We start from the raw sequence: 14,543 nt of genomic DNA, 5'->3' as shown, positions 1-14,543 counted from the left end.
CGTCCGGCGTCCGGCACCGGCAGAGTCCCGACACCACGCGGAACGGCGCCCGGCGTGGCTGCGCCGGGCGCCCTCCGTCAGCGACCTCCGTCGCGCCTGCCTTCGGCCAGGGCCCGGTAGTACTCCTCGATGAGCTTCTCGTAGCCGGGCGGGACGTCGCCGGAACCCCGGAGAAGCAGGTTCTCGCGGTCTCCCTCCACGGCGCGCCGCAGCCCGAACTCGAAGCTCTTGACCTGCTCGAGCAGGGCCGACTGCAAGCGGGCGATCTCTTCCACGTCCGCGTATGCGCGCCGGTCGTCGAAGCGACGAAGCTGGTCGATGACGCCGTCCAGGTCGGACACGTCCACGCCGGCGGCTCCGAGCTGGCGCCGCAGCTCCTCGGCGTCCGCACGCTGCTCCTGATAGGCTCGGCGGAGCTGGCGGATCTCGTCCTCCGACAGCGGCCCGGCCGCCGCTCCGGCGCGCGGTCCGAAGCCGCCGCCCAGGCCGCCCATCCGGTCCTCGCCGCCCGGCTGGCCGCCGGCCCCGCCCTGCTGGCCGGATTGCCCTTGCTGACCGGCCTGGCCTTGCTGCCCCGCCTGACCCTGCTGCCCGGGCTGGCCTTGTTGACCCGCCTGGCCCTGCTGACCGGGCTGACCTGGCTGGCCCGCCTGGCCTTGTTGGCCGGCTTGGCCCTGCTGCCCGGGCTGGCCGTCCTGGCCGGGCTCGCCCTGCTGCCCCTCCTGCCCCTGGCCCGACGGGTCGCCCAGACGGCGGGACTCGTTGCCCGTCCGCTCCTCGAGCGACTCGAGGCCACGCACGAGATCGCGCGCGCGGTCCAGGGCCTCGCTCATCTGGGCGCCGTCCCCCGCCTGCTCGGCGGCCTCCATGGCCTCCCGCAACTGTTCGCCCAGGGCGTCCAGATCCGATTCGATCTGCTCCTCGAGCGGGCGGGTGGTCTGGTCGGGTCGCGCCTCGATGACGCCACGGGTGTAGCGCACCTTCTCCTTGAGCTTCGTGTCACGGATCACGTCGGCGGCCTCGCCCAGCTCCCGGCCGGCTTCACGCTGCGCCGGATCCTGTCGGGCCTCCGATGCCATGCGATCCAGGTCGCGCTCCAGGCTCTGCAGCTCCTGCTCCATGGCGGCCTTGCGCTCGCTCAGGCGCTGGAGCGCCTCCGCGCGGTCGGCGGCCGTGGGCAGATCCATGGCGTCCTGGGTGATCTGGTCCTGCTGGTCCCGCAGCCGACGGACGCGCTCCATGGCGGATCCGGCACCCTGCGCGAGCCGGTCGGTCTGCTCCTGCTCCAGCCGACGCCGGGCATCGCGCAGGCGCTCGAGCGCCTCGCGCGCGTCCGATGCGCTCTGGTTGCCCCGCGCGGCCGCGGCCCTCCGCATGTTCTCGGCGGCGTCCTGCAGTTGGCGCGCGGTCTCGGCGAGCGCTTCCGAGCGCCGCTCGCGGGACAGCCGCTCCAGCTCGCGCGCGGCCCGCTCGGTCTCGTCGGCCAGCTCGCGCTGCGCGGCGCTCCCGGCCCCGCCGCCGCCGTTCGGGGACGACTGCGCCATCTGCCGCTGCCGCTCGGCGGCCTGCTCCTGACGACGCGCCAGCTCCTTCAGGCGCTCCAGCGTCTCGTCCACCTCCTGCGCGGTCTGATCGTTCTGCTCACGCTGGACGGTCTCGTACTGGTTCTTGAGCTTGTCGAGCTCGAGCTCGAACAGGTCGGCCAGTTCCTCGGCGCTGCTGCCACCGCCCCCGCCGCCGCCCCCGCCCTGCTGCATCTGGATCTGCACGTCCCGGAACGCCTCTTCGGCCCGCAGCAGATGCTGCAGCGCCTTCTGCTCGGCCGGGATGGCTTCCTTGGGACGGTTGGCATCGAGGGAGTCGACGACGATCCCCATCTGCTCGATGGCCCGGGGCAGCTCCTCGGCGACCTTGGCCATCCCGTCGTCGGAGGAGGCGACGCCACGCTCGCCCATCTGGGCCACGAGACCCTCGACCTGCGCGCGCAGCCGGTCCTGCGCGAGGCGCAGCATGACCACGTTCTCCTGGAACTCGCTCGGGTCGTAGCGATCGCGGTCCCGCACGAGGTTGAACGTGCCGGAGATGATCTGGCGCTGCTGCTCCGGCAGCGAGCCGTCCATGGCGCCACCACCCCCACCCCCACCGCCGGGTCCCTGGTCCGCCTGCTCGAAGTCCTTGCGGAAGGGCCGGATCTGCAGGAAGTACATGTCCGACGTCACCGTCTTGGCCCGTCCCACCCGGTCGTTGTCGGTGGCACGCACGTAGTACGAGATCACATCGCCCGCCTCCAGCTCGATCTCCTCGAGGAAGAACGTGTGGCTGGCGGTGACCTCGGGGCGGGGCGCGCCGCTCTCGCGGAACAGCGGCAGTGAGTCTTCGGCCCCTCCGTTGACGGAGTAGACGAGCTGCAGCGAACGGATCCCGTAATCGTCGTCCGCGCGCGCCTCCACGTAGACCTCTTCGATGGGGCTGGCCCGCGAGTCCCGGCCGGGCTTGACCAGCGAGACGCTGGGGGGCTGGTCGTCCAGCACGTCGATGACGTATTCCGGCGAGGCGGGGACGAAGACGCCGTTGTCCGCCTGGAACTCGATGCGATAGGTGCCGGGCGTGCGCACGTCGAAGGACCCGGTCCAGGACAGGGCGCCTGCATCTTCGAGGGCATTCCGCGTGGAGTCGCCCAGCACGAGGTTGCCCGCCGCGCTCGGCTGCGTGGCCGTGGCGCGCAGCACCACGGTGGTGCCGCGCAGCACGGCGACGTCCCCACCCGCTTCCACGATCTGGGGAGGCAGGCCGGTGTAGGCCGGGAACCGGTACTCGAGCTCCAGCGCGGAGACGTACGGGAGATCCTCGACCGCGACGTGGAAGCTCTCCGACCGCACGCCGGACGACTCGACGAAGTAGTCACCGGCGTCGGACAGCGCGAACAGCAGCGCCTCGAAGGCGCTCCCTTCGCCCAGCACCATGGGGATCGGGTCGTAGCTCTCCGCGCCGGCCGCGCGCCAGTAGAGCGTGGCCTCCGACGCGGTGAAGCCACCCAGCTCGGCCTGGATGGTCAGGTCGGAGCCCCGTGAGACGGTGGCGTTGCCCGGCGTGACGTGCACGCGGTAGGGATTGGCGTCGGTCGCGGACACGGTGGGCAGCAGGACCGCCGCCGCACCATGCCGCAGATAGGCCGGCCCCAACGTGAAGAGGGCCACGGCCACCAGCACGGTGGCGGTGAGCGCTCCACCCCAGCGGACCAACGCCGGCCGTTCGATGCGGCGCCCGTAGTCGACCCGGCGACAGGCGTCCACGGCGTTCTGCACGACGCGCTGGACCAGCGCCGACGACGAGCCTGCGGCCGGTGAGTGGGCGGCCTCGACGGCGCTGAGGACGGTCTGGGCCAGCGCGGGCTCGTGCTCCTCCAGGTAGAGGGCGACCCGCTCGTCGTCGACGCGCCGGAGCAGCGGGCGGACGAGGAACCACAGCGCCACGCCGACCGTGGCGAGCGCCGTGAGGATGCGGGCGGCCAGCAGCGGCGTCGCGGCGAAGCGGGTGGTCTCCAGCAGGACACCGGAGACCAGCAGCGCGAGCAGCACGACGACGCCGGTGACGGCCAATCCGCGTAGCGCGACGCGCAAGCGCCAGCGCCCGCGCACCCGACGGATGATGCCGGTCAGCTCCCGGTGGTCGTTCGACCTCGTGTTCTTGCGCATCGTCGTGCCTCCGTGCGCGGCGACCTCAGGCGGGTCGGCGCGACGCTCGATTCGAGAGTGCGGTCTCCAGCGCCAACAGTCCGAACACCACGAACAACAGATACCAGCCGACGGGCGTGCGCGCCTCCTGGGCGCGCCGGATCTCGCCCTCGTCGCGGCCGTCTCCCGCTGCCGTGGGCGCGTCCGTCGGGGTCGATCCGATCGCGGCCACGATCACGTCGGGATCCAGCTCCGTCAGGGTGGACTCGGCCCGATCGACATTGGCCGCGATCCTCCGTACGGTCGGTCCGTCCGCCCGTTGCCGGACCTCGTAGACGCCGGCCTCCTCGAGGGGCAGGAACCGCTCGCCGACGGCCCCGGGCGCAACCGTGCGGGCCTCGCCCCCGGGCGTGAGCACCAGCCATTCCGCCTCGGCGTCCTCCTGGACGGCGGACACACCCGCGCTCAGGTCCACCACATCCCCTACCCGGTATGCCGGCGTGGGGTCGCTCCGACCCGACAGGTAGCGTACGAGCGCGTGTACGTACGGCAGGTACACGGGCTGCAGCGCCAGGTCGTTCCAGAAGTTGTCGAGGCCGGTGGTCCACAGCAGGGTGCGGCCCCGCTCGTGCCGACCCTCCGCGAGCGCGATGCCTCCGTCGTCGAAGCGAGCCAGCACCTCGGCCGTCGAGTCCGGCGTGAACGCGCGGTAGCGGAAGAAGCGCGCGGCCGTGAAGTCACCCGAGCGGGGCGTGCTGAAGAGCTCGAAGACGGGGTGGTTGTAGTCGAGGTAGCCCAGCGCCGCGCCCGGGCGGTCCGTGGGCCCGCCGAAGCGACCGGGCAGCAGGTCCTGGTGGGCCTCGCTCCAGCGCGAGCGGTCGTCCAGCGCCACCAGCAGGCCGCCTCCGGAGGTCAGGTGCTCCCGCAGCGCCTCCGCCACCGCGTCGTTGGGAGGGGCCGCGCCGTTGAAGAGGACGATCCCGTGCTGGGCCACCAGGGCCGGCGTCAGGCGGTCGGCCCGCACGGTCGCGACCCGGAACGGGATCTCACCTCCGATCTCCAGCGCGCGCGTCAGGTACAGCGACGCGTTGGCCCGGCCACCCGCGGGCTCCACCAGCAGGACGGACGGCGTCGCCTCCGGGTCGAGGACCAGGTCGTACGTGTTGTCGGGCGCGAGCGGATCGTCGTCGATGCGCACGCGCGCGAGCGTGTTCTCGCCCGGGAGGGTGAAGGGCTGGAACGAGACGGCCTGGGTCGCGTCTCCCTCACCCCCCGCGGCCAGCTCCACCGTCCGGCTCTCCAGCGCGCGGCCGCCCAGCTCCAACGTGGCGGTGGCGGTGACGGGGGCATCGCCGAGGTTCACCAGCCGGGCGGTGGCGGTCACGCGCTCGCGCGCCGCGGCGCGCGAACGCTCCAACCCCACCGAGTACAGGGCCACGTTGCGCTGGCGATCCGGGCGGATGGGGACGGGCGTCACCTGCGTGCCGGTGGGGAGCTCCACGTCCTCGTCGCCGCGCCACGCGCCGCGCTGGAAGTCGGAGATCAGGATGACGTCGCGCCGGCCCAGCCGTGACTGCTCCAGGATGGCCTGGCTGATCTCCAGGGCGGGGCGGAGCCGGGTGGTGCGGTCGCTGGCCGTGAGCCCGTCCAGGGCCCGGCGGGCCGTGGTGGGGTCGACCGAACGGGCCAGCACCGTGGCGTTCTCGTCGAAGGCGATCACCGAAGCGCGGTCGCCGTCCTGCAACTCCGTGAGCGCGCTGCGCGCCTGGTCCAGGGCGCGCTCGAAGGAGCCCTCCCAGGCCATCGAGTAGGAGCGGTCGACGAGCACCACACGCTCCAGGGGCCCGCCTGCGAGCTGCGCCCCCTCGCCGCCGGACAGGAACGGGCGGGCGAACGCCAGCGCCAGGAGCACGATGGCCGCGAGACGGAGCAGGAACAGAGGCCAGTTGCGGATGGTCTGGCGACGCACCGAGCGGAACGGGATGCGCTCCAGGAACATCAACGACGGGAAGCGCACCACCGTCTTCCGGTCGCGCTGGATCAGGTGCACGATGATCGGCACCGCCACCGCGGCCAGACCCGCCAGGAACCAGGGCGTCAGGAAGGACATCTCAGCGCACCTTGGCGAGCTTGACCCGCAGACCGAGGTACTCGAAGAGCACCCGGTCCAACGGCTTGGATGTGTCGACCAGGACGTGGTCGATCTGGACCCGCGGCAGCTCGCGCGTGAGCGTCGCCGTATGCGCGCCGATCAGCTCCTGGTACCTCGACCGCAGCTGCTCGGGCACGACCGGGATGCGCACTTCGCTCTCCAGGTCCTCGAAGCTGGACGGCTGGTCGAAGGAGAACTCCAGCTCGGTGGGATCGAGGACATGGAAGGCGATGACGTCGTGTCCGGCATACCGGGCCCGTCCCAACGCCTCCACGACCGTGTCCGACGGCTCGTAGAAGTCCGACACCACCACCAGGATGCCGCGGCGCTTCACCGCGTCGACGACCCGGGTCATCGTCTGCACCAGCCCGCCGGAGCGCGCCTCCACGTCGGAGGGGCTCCCGCCGCGCGGTGCCGTGGACGTGCCGGGGGTGATGCGTGCCAGCGTGTGCAGGATGGTGTCGAGGTGCTTGGCCGACGGAGGCACGTAGTCGATCAGCGTGTCATCCGCGAACGTCACCAGGCCGGTGCGGTCGCGCTGCCGGCTGGAGAAGTACGTCAGCGTGGCCACCAGGAAGCGCGCGTAGTCCAGCTTGGTGACGCCCGTGCTCCCGTAGTCCATGGAACGCGACACATCCAACGCGGCCACGAAGTTCGCGTTGGTCTCCGCCTCGAAGAGCTTGACGTAGAAGCGGTCCGAGCGCGCGAACAGCCGCCAGTCGATGCGGCGGATGTCGTCTCCCGGGAGGTAGGGGCGATGCTCCGCGAAGTCGAGGGAGGAGCCCAGGTAGGGGGACTTGTGCAGGCCGTTCAGGAACCCCGTCACCACCGTCCGGGCCATGAGCTCCAGGTTGTCGATGCGCGCGAGCGCGCGCGGATCGATGAAACGCGCACCCGGATGGGTGGCGCCGTCGGAGCCCGGTTCGTGACGGGAGGCGGAGTTCGCCACCGCTACATCTCCGAACGGGGCTGCGGGACGGACTCCAGCAGCTTCCCGACGATCTGATCGGGGGTCACCCCTTCCGACTCGGCGTGGAAGTTGGTGAGGACGCGGTGGCGCAGCACCGGCTGGGCCAGCGCGCGGATGTCCTCGAAGGTCACGTGGTAGCGGCCGAGCGTGAGCGCGCGCGCCTTGGCGCCGAGCACCAGGTATTGGGCCGCCCGCACGCTGGCCCCGTAGGACACCCAGCGGCGGACGAAGTCCAGACCGCCGTCGGGCGCGGGCCGGGTGGCGCGGACCAGTCCCAGGGCATACCGCAGCACGGGCTCGGCCACCGGCACGCCCCGCACCAGGGACTGGAAGGCGACGAGGTCCGGCCCCGTCACGACGGGATCGAAGTCCAGGTCCATCACCCGGGTGGTGGTCCGCACCACCTCGAGCTCGTGCTCTTCGGGCAGGTGCTCCATGTGGATCTTGAACATGAAGCGGTCGAGCTGGGCTTCCGGCAGCGGGTAGGTGCCCTCCAGCTCGATCGGGTTCTGCGTGGCGAACACGAAGAACGGCTCGGGCAGCTCGTACGTGCGACCCGACACCGTCACCCGGTGCTCCTGCATGGCCTCCAGCAGGGCCGCCTGCGTCTTGGGCGGCGTGCGGTTGATCTCGTCCGCGAGCACGATGTTCGCGAAGACCGGTCCGGGCTGGAACACCATGGAGCGCCGTCCGGTCTCGGCGTCCTCCTGGATGAGGTCGGTGCCGGTGATGTCCGACGGCATGAGGTCGGGCGTGAACTGGATGCGGGAGAAGTCCAGGTCGAGCACGCGGGCGAGCGTGTGGATCAACAACGTCTTCGCCAGTCCGGGAACGCCGAGCAGCAGGCTGTTGCCGCCCACGAAGAGCGTCAGCAGCACCTGGTCGATCACGTCGTCCTGACCCACGATGAGCTTGCGTAGCTCGGAGAGGATCCGCTCGCGGCCGGCCTTCATGCGATCGGCCAGCGCGACGTCGTCGACCGAATCCAGCGTAGCGGTTCCAGGTTGGATGGAGCTCACCGTCATCTCCTTGCCGTGATTCCGGGGACCGGGGTGGCCCCGTCGGGTCAGTGGGTCAGGGCGTAGACCACGTAGTTGACGCCCAGCTTGTAGGCCTCGTTGGAGAGGTCGATCGGGATGAAGCCCGCATCCGACCACTCCCAGTAGTCGCCGATGTCGTTGTTGTAGTTGGCCACGACCATGAGGCGCTTCGTGGGATCGTTGTCCTCGAACAGGCCCAGGAACTGGGGCGTGCCGCTTCGCGGGTCGAAGCGGTAGTCCGGCGGAGGCTGGAACGCCAGCGACTCGATCCGGAAGAAGGAGTCGAACACCTCCATGGACGGGTCGAGCTCCACGAAGCGGAGATCCGGGAGCGCCTCCGACATCACGGCCTCGAACTGGTACCAGTCGCGGCCACGGAAATCGTCCGCGATGAGGAAGCCTCCCTTGAGCAGCCACTCCCGGAGCCCCGCCACCTCGGCGTCGGTCACGGTCCAGAAGCCCGGCTCCGAGATGTAGGCCACGGGATAGCGGAACAGCTCCGGATCGTCGGTGGTGAGGATCTTGGTTCCGTCCGGATGACGATCGACGGTCGTCGTCTCCTCCAGGATGCGGAGGAAGTTGCGCTCGGCGCGCGGATAGTCGTGCGCCCAGGGAGGCTCGCCGCGGCCGCGCCGCCCGAAGCTGCGCAGGTCGTCCTGCACGCGGATGCGGACGAACGTGAACTGGCCCGTGTAGTCCGAACCTTCCTGCACCCCGGCGTCGCGCGCGGCGACGTCCGCTGCGGGCGCCGGGGCCGGACGCGCGTGCACCGCCGCCCCGCCGGCCGCGCCGAGGGTGCCCAGCGCCAGGAGCCACCGGAGCGCCGTCATCCGGTCCCCCGGATGCGCAGCAGGAGGTCGAGGGCCGGCCCGTACGAAGGCGCGATCTCGAGCGCCGAGAGCACGGCGCTGCGGGCTTCCGCGATCTGTCCGGCACGGAAGCGCGCTTCCGCGAGCCGGTAGAAGGCCTCGGCACGGTCCGCAGGGTCGAGCGCCACGACGGCGGCCCGCTCCCGGGCGGCGTCGGACCAGCGCTCCCGCGCCTCCAGCAGGGCCGCCAGCTGCGCGTGGGGCTCGGCCTCCAGGGGCGTGATCTCCAGGACCCGCTCCCACGCCTGGATGGCGCCGGTCGTGTCCCCCGTCTGCGCCTCCAGGCGGGCCAGCAACGTGGCGCCGTCCACGTGGCTCTCGTTGACCGTGAGCAGCCGCTCGGCGTGGGCGATGGCGCGCTCCGGACGCTGGGCCTGCTCCTCCAGACGCGCGAGCTGCCAGAAGGGCCCATCCGGACCGCCGTACTCCGGGAACAGCTCCGCGGCGCGCTCCAGCGCCGTGCGTGCGCCGTCCAGGTCGCCGTCCTGGAGGAGGCGCTGGCCCTCCTGCAGCTGGGCGCTGAAGTCGTCCGGATGGGCGGCACCGAGCCGCTCCGCCCCCGGGCGGGGACGCGTGGCGTCCAGGGCGTGTCCGTACCGCTCACGCACGTAGCGATCGAACGCCTCGTCGACGTCTCCGGTCTCCATCCCGGTGACCTCGCGGATCAGGGTCCCGGTGTCCTTGCCGTCGCGGTAGCCCACGAGGAACGCGCGGATGCCCTCGAACCCGGCCTGCTCCTCGATCCACTCGATGCCGATCGACGCCAGCAGGTAGGAGAAGGGTACCTCCTGCGGTGAGCGCGGCTGCATGAAGCCTTCGTTCAGCTCACTGAGCGGACGGAGACCCCCCTCCTGGAACATGTGGAGGAACATGGGGCTCGGCGCGAACCCCCACCCGGCCGTGGCGCGTCGCTGCTCGTGGACGGCCAGACCCTCGGTGAACCAGCGCGGCACGCGGTTCTCCGACACCGCCATGTGGAAGGAGTGCGCGACCTCGTGCCACAGCGTGGACGCCCAGTTGAAGTCCCCACGGGGTTGGGCCGACGGCGAGTCCATGGCCAGGACGGGTCCGAAGCTCACACCGAGCGCTCCGATCCCGGACAGCCCCACCGTGCGGACCGAGAAGTCGGCATGGTCGGGATAGACCTCGAGGCGGATGGGGGTCGGGGGCTCGATGCCATAGCGCTCCTCGAGGGCCGCATAGGCGCGCTCGGCCATGTCGGTCACGTACGGCGCGAGGGCGGCCGACTCCCGTTCGTGCAGCACCACCCGGAAGTGCTCGGTGGGGATCACGTCGTAGTGCTCGAACGTGTCGAGCAGGTCCAGGGTGTTCTTGAACCACACGTTGAACGGGTCGCCCGCGAAGGCGGCCTCGAGCGCGGTGCGTCCCTCGTCGATGGCCCCGATGCGGAGCAGGTTGAGCCCCAGGTGGCCGTGACCTTCCCAGTCGCGCGCGTCGAGCGCCACCGCGCGGCGCGCGAGGTCGGCGGCGCTCGCGTACAGACGACGCTGCGCGGCCAGGTCCGCCAGATCCGTGTAGAGCGCGGAGTACCGGGGATTGAGGGCGAGCACGCGCGCCTCCACCTCGTGGAAGGCCGCGCTGTCTCCCTCCAGCCAGTGCGCTGCCGCCAGCACGGAGAGCGCTTCCAACGAGGTGGAATCGACGCCCAGCGCCGTCTGCGCCTCGCCGATGGCGCCCGCCTCGTCCTCGGATTCCAGCGCCAGCCGCGCCAGGAACACCCGGGCCTCGACCAGGTCGGGGTTGACCTCGAGGGCCTCCCGGGCCCGCACCTCGGCCTGGCCCGACCCGTCGAAGTGCAGCGCCCGTGCCTGCGCCAGCAGCGCCTCGGGATGGCGGGCGTTGCGCTCGAGCAGCCCGTCCAGGATCTGCTTGGCCTCGCCCGAGTCGTACTTGTCCAGGAAGAGGGTGGCCATCGCGACCTGCGCCTCGGCCAGTCCGGGATCGGCCGCGATCGCCTCGTCGTATGCCTTGACCGCATCGTGGAAGTAGACGGACTCCCATGCCCCGAGCCGGCGGACGGCCGTCCCCACCGCGACCAGGTCCTGCGCATCCAGCGGGCGGCCGCGGTTGTAGGCGTCGATGAGCCCGTCCCAGGTGGCGCGGGCCCGGTCCAGCTCGCCCCGCATCCGGTAGAGCTCGCCCCGCAGCACGCGCGCAGCCAGCGCATCCGGCACATCCGCCGCGACGGCCGCGTCCAGCGCCTGCGCGGCCTCCTCGTGGAAGCCCTGGGCGAGGAGCGCGCGGGCGCGACGGGTGGCCAGACGCACGTCCGTCCCCGCCAACTCCGCGGCTTCTGCGTACCGACCGGTGAGCAACAACACGTCGAGGCGCCCCGCGCGGGCCTCGGTGGACGCGGCGGAGCCGTCGTCCAGCCGTTCGTACAGGGAGAGCGCCTGGTCGTAGCGCCCGGCACGCTCGGCGGCGCGGGCGCCTTCCAGGGTCGCCTCCTGCTGGGCCGCGCACGCAGCGGGCAGGAGCGTGCCGAGCACGAGCGCCACGAGACGGCGGTGCGAACGGGATCGTCTCATGCGCCGCCTCCCTGGAGGCGTCGGTTGACGAGCGCCAGCTCCAGCAGCAGCTCCTCGAGCTGCCGTTCGTACTCGGCGGGCTCCATCGAGTCCTTCAGCTGCCGCAGCTCGGCGATGCGGCGCTCGAGGCGCTCCCGTTCGGCGACGAGCGGAGCCAGGGCGGGATCGGTGACGACCGCCGCCGTGCCCGTCCGGGCCAGGTAGAAGGTGGCGGCCATGCCGCCGTCCTCCGCCGTGGGCGAAGGCTCCTCCGAACCGCGGCCGTCGGCATTGTCGTCGAGCAGGGCGTGCTCGGTGGCCAGCTTGTTGTCGGTCTCGTAGGTGCGCAGCGTCTCCCGGCGCGCGTAGAGGAAGGCCTCCAGCACCGAGACACGACCGTCCTTGTCGGCGTCGGCGGTGCCGCCTTCCAGCGCCTCCACGAAGAAGCCGCCGAAGCGGGTCTGGTTGCGTTCGCCGGAGCTCCGGGTCGCGGTCAGGACCACCCGTCCGGGCCCGGAGAGCGTGCGCACGTACTCGCCGGACGCGCTGGCCGTGTTCACGAACACGATGCGTCGACCCTCGAGGCGGGACAGGAGCTCCGAGAAGTCCCCGTCCGACAGGTCCGGACCGGGCAGGTTGATCCGCGCGCCGCCGTCGTCGGCGGAGCCGTGCCCGATGAGCACGACGACCACCTCGTCGCCCGCCTCGGTCGCGGTCCCGAGCGAATCGAAGACCGCTTCGAGGCCCTCCTTGCGCGGGGCGGCGTCGATGCGGGCGTCCTCGTCCGGGCGTTCGCCGAGGTAGCGCACCCACGATCCCTGGGAACGCGCGACCGTGGCGAGGCGGGTGCCCCAGTCCCGGAACAGGTCGCGGTACTCCGGCTCGCCCCCGAGTCCGGAGACGATCAGCCAGTGCGTCTCCTGGGCCCGGGCAGCCGCGGGCGCCACGAGCGCCAGCGCGAGCGTGAGCACAGCGGGCAGGGTTCTCATCAGGCGAGCTCCCGGGCGCGGCGCAGTCCCCACTCCGCCGCGATGAGCAGGAGCAGGGCGAGGAACACGATCGGCATGTCCCAGAGGTCCTGCTCCTCGATCTGCGTGACCCCGCCGCCGGTGTACTGCAGGTCCTCGGGGAGGGACGCCAGCGTGGCGGGGGTGTAGAAGCGGCCTCCGGTCTCGTCGGCCACGCGCCGCAGCAGGGCGGACTTCATGCCGGAATCGAAGAACTCCGCCTGGCTTTCCTCTGCGCGCACATAGACGGTGTCGTTGCCGAGGCTGCTGCCCTCACGCGCGGCATCCACGACGATGCGGTACAGCCCCGGCTCGGAGGTCTCCACGTCGGCGGCGTAGAGGCCGTCCCGCTCGACGGTCCAGTCCATGGTCACCTGGTGCTCCTCACCGCCCGGGCCGACGACGGTGGCGGAGACGTCGGCTCCATTCATCTCCACGAACCCGGAGTCGGCCAGCTCGGCCTGCACGAGCACGGAACGGCCGGGCTCGACCCGGTCACTCGGCAGTCGGGTCTCCAGGCGTTCCGGCACCCCGTCCACGAGCCAACGCAGCAGCTGGCGCCAGAAGGTCTCGAAGCGCTGATCCTCGAGCGGCACCTCGAACCCCATCTGCCACTGCCACGAGTCCTCCACCGCGAACGTCAGGGACTTGCCGCGGCCGTAGCGCTGGAAGGCCAGGACGACCCGCTCCCCGTCGGCGGCGTCCGCCGTGAGGAGCGTGGTGGCGCCGGGTTTGACGTCGTGCACCGGGTTGTAGCTGGAAAGCGCGGGCAGGGAGGCCCAGGCCTCCTCGAGGTCCGTGCCTTCCGGAACGATCTGGGTGATGGGATGGGAGGCACCGGCGCGGGTGGGCCGGACCTGCAGACCCGTCGCGAACGCAGGCTCGCCACCGGCGGGCTCCTCCAGCACCACCGGGAGCGCATCCTCCAGGGGCGTGCCCCGGAACCCACCCTCGGCCAGAGCCCGCTTGCCGCCCACGACCAGGAGGCCGCCGCCGCGCTCGCTCACGAAGTCGGCCACCATCTGCAGCTGGTCCGACGTGAACTGGCTGGCCTCCACGCTGCCCAGCACGAGCGCGTCGTAGTCGAAGAGCACTTCGCGCGTGTTGGGGAATCCACCCAACAGCTCCACGCTGTCCCGGACGGACTGGCGCAGATACTTCGATTCGGCCGTGCGGGTCAGACGCACGGTGCGCACGTTGCCATCCCCGGCGAGCGCGCGCGCCACGAAGGTGAGCTCGGGACGCGGCACGCCTTCGAAGAACAGCACGTCACGGGTCGCGTCCGCCACCACCACGAGGGCGTCCTGGGCGTTGTTCTCGGCGACGCGCTCGCCCTCCTGGACCGGCACACGGAAGCGGAACACGCGGGGGCCGCGATCGCTGGTCTGGAAATGGACGCGCACCGTGGACGGCTCGCCCGAACGCCCGAGCTCCACGTCCTGCGTGGCCACCACGCGCCCGTCGTCCTCGACCACCAACGGTACCGTGCGCCCCGTGTAGCCGGTGTGGGTCAGCACGACGTCGACCACCACGGACGTGCCGCGCAGGACCTCCCGTGGGGTCTCCACGCGCGTGACCTGCACGTCGGCCGGGAGGCTCTCCTCGCCGATCCCCACCGTGAAGACCGGAACGCCCGCGGCCTTCAGCGGCAGCAGCGCGTCCTGCAGCGGGCGTTCCCCGTTGTCGGCCCCGTCGCTCAACACCACCAGGCCCGACAAGGGCACCCCCGCCAGCTCCTCGCGCACGTGGTCCAGCGCGCCGGCCAGATCCGTGCGACGACCGGAGAAGCCCAGATCGGAGAGCGAGTCGATCCGCTGCGCGACGTCGGAGAAGCGGAAGACGCGCACGCCGAAGCGCTCGTCCAGCTCGCTCAGGAGGGAGCCTTCGTCCAGGGTGACCTGGGCCAGGGCCGCGTCCGCGCGCGACACGCCGCTGCCATCGTCGATCCGCATGCTGCGGGAATCGTCGACCAGGATGCCCACGAAGTTGCGCTCGGGGATGACGCGCGTGAGCACCAGCGTGGGTTTGAGCAGCGCGAAGATCAGGACGCCCAGGATGCCGGCGCGCAGCGCGGTGAGGACGACCCGATCGCGCCGGCTGCTGCGACCCCGGGCCAGGCGGTAGGTGGCGGCGGCCAGCAGCGCGAGGGCCGTCCCGAGCGTGAGGATCCAGACCCACCCCGGCGCGGCCAGATGGATCTCGCCCTCCCGAAACAGTACCGGGCGGTACTTGAAGAGGAACTGGGCGAGATCTTCGAGCACGCGGGGCCTCTCGCGATCGGAGCGACGACGCGCCGGGCGCGC

The 14,543-nt window shown here is 71.7% G+C and carries 8 protein-coding genes; all 8 read right to left on the bottom strand.

The window, feature by feature from the left end; translation table 11 throughout:
* Positions 1-77: 77 nt before the first annotated feature.
* Genes R3E98_20290 through R3E98_20255 form a run of 8 tightly spaced genes read right to left on the bottom strand, consistent with a single transcriptional unit; the run spans position 78 to position 14,501 of the window.
* Positions 78-3,695, bottom strand: a complete 3,618-nt coding sequence (locus tag R3E98_20290; protein ID MEZ4425745.1) for a DUF4175 family protein — start codon at positions 3,693-3,695, stop codon at positions 78-80.
* A 25-nt stretch (positions 3,696-3,720) separates the two neighbouring features.
* The gene (locus R3E98_20285) at positions 3,721-5,784 is read right to left on the bottom strand and encodes a BatA domain-containing protein (protein ID MEZ4425744.1); all 2,064 of its coding nucleotides are present in this window, start codon (positions 5,782-5,784) and stop codon (positions 3,721-3,723) included.
* 1 nt (position 5,785) lies between these two features.
* Positions 5,786-6,775, bottom strand: coding sequence for a DUF58 domain-containing protein (locus R3E98_20280; protein MEZ4425743.1), 990 nt, complete (start codon positions 6,773-6,775; stop codon positions 5,786-5,788).
* A gap of 2 nt (positions 6,776-6,777) precedes the next feature.
* Entirely contained in the window at positions 6,778-7,821 is a 1,044-nt protein-coding gene (locus tag R3E98_20275) for a MoxR family ATPase (GenBank protein MEZ4425742.1), read from the bottom strand.
* A gap of 41 nt (positions 7,822-7,862) precedes the next feature.
* Positions 7,863-8,666 carry a DUF4159 domain-containing protein gene (locus tag R3E98_20270; protein MEZ4425741.1) on the bottom strand — a complete coding sequence of 268 codons (804 nt, stop codon included), beginning with the start codon at positions 8,664-8,666 and terminating at the stop codon, positions 7,863-7,865.
* On the bottom strand, positions 8,663-11,254 hold the full coding sequence (locus R3E98_20265; protein ID MEZ4425740.1) for a tetratricopeptide repeat protein: 2,592 nt from the start codon (positions 11,252-11,254) through the stop codon (positions 8,663-8,665). The genes R3E98_20270 and R3E98_20265 overlap by 4 nt, the downstream gene beginning before the upstream one ends.
* Complete coding sequence (locus tag R3E98_20260) at positions 11,251-12,222, bottom strand: hypothetical protein (GenBank protein ID MEZ4425739.1); 972 nt, start codon at positions 12,220-12,222, stop codon at positions 11,251-11,253. Before R3E98_20260 ends, R3E98_20265 begins: the two co-directional genes overlap by 4 nt.
* On the bottom strand, positions 12,222-14,501 hold the full coding sequence (locus tag R3E98_20255; protein MEZ4425738.1) for a glutamine amidotransferase: 2,280 nt from the start codon (positions 14,499-14,501) through the stop codon (positions 12,222-12,224). Before R3E98_20255 ends, R3E98_20260 begins: the two co-directional genes overlap by 1 nt.
* Positions 14,502-14,543 lie beyond the last annotated feature (42 nt).

It is taken from the genome of Gemmatimonadota bacterium (assembly GCA_041390125.1).
Classification (GTDB): domain Bacteria; phylum Gemmatimonadota; class Gemmatimonadetes; order Longimicrobiales; family Gaopeijiaceae; genus JAGQIF01.
This window is presented reverse-complemented; position numbering and strand designations above follow the sequence as displayed.

Coding starts and splice junctions, on each gene's coding strand:
- R3E98_20290 (MEZ4425745.1), bottom strand. CDS start 3,695: ATGCGCAAGAACACGAGGTCGAACGACCACCGGGAGCTGACCGGCATC.
- R3E98_20285 (MEZ4425744.1), bottom strand. CDS start 5,784: ATGTCCTTCCTGACGCCCTGGTTCCTGGCGGGTCTGGCCGCGGTGGCG.
- R3E98_20275 (MEZ4425742.1), bottom strand. CDS start 7,821: ATGACGGTGAGCTCCATCCAACCTGGAACCGCTACGCTGGATTCGGTC.
- R3E98_20270 (MEZ4425741.1), bottom strand. CDS start 8,666: ATGACGGCGCTCCGGTGGCTCCTGGCGCTGGGCACCCTCGGCGCGGCC.
- R3E98_20265 (MEZ4425740.1), bottom strand. CDS start 11,254: ATGAGACGATCCCGTTCGCACCGCCGTCTCGTGGCGCTCGTGCTCGGC.
- R3E98_20260 (MEZ4425739.1), bottom strand. CDS start 12,222: ATGAGAACCCTGCCCGCTGTGCTCACGCTCGCGCTGGCGCTCGTGGCG.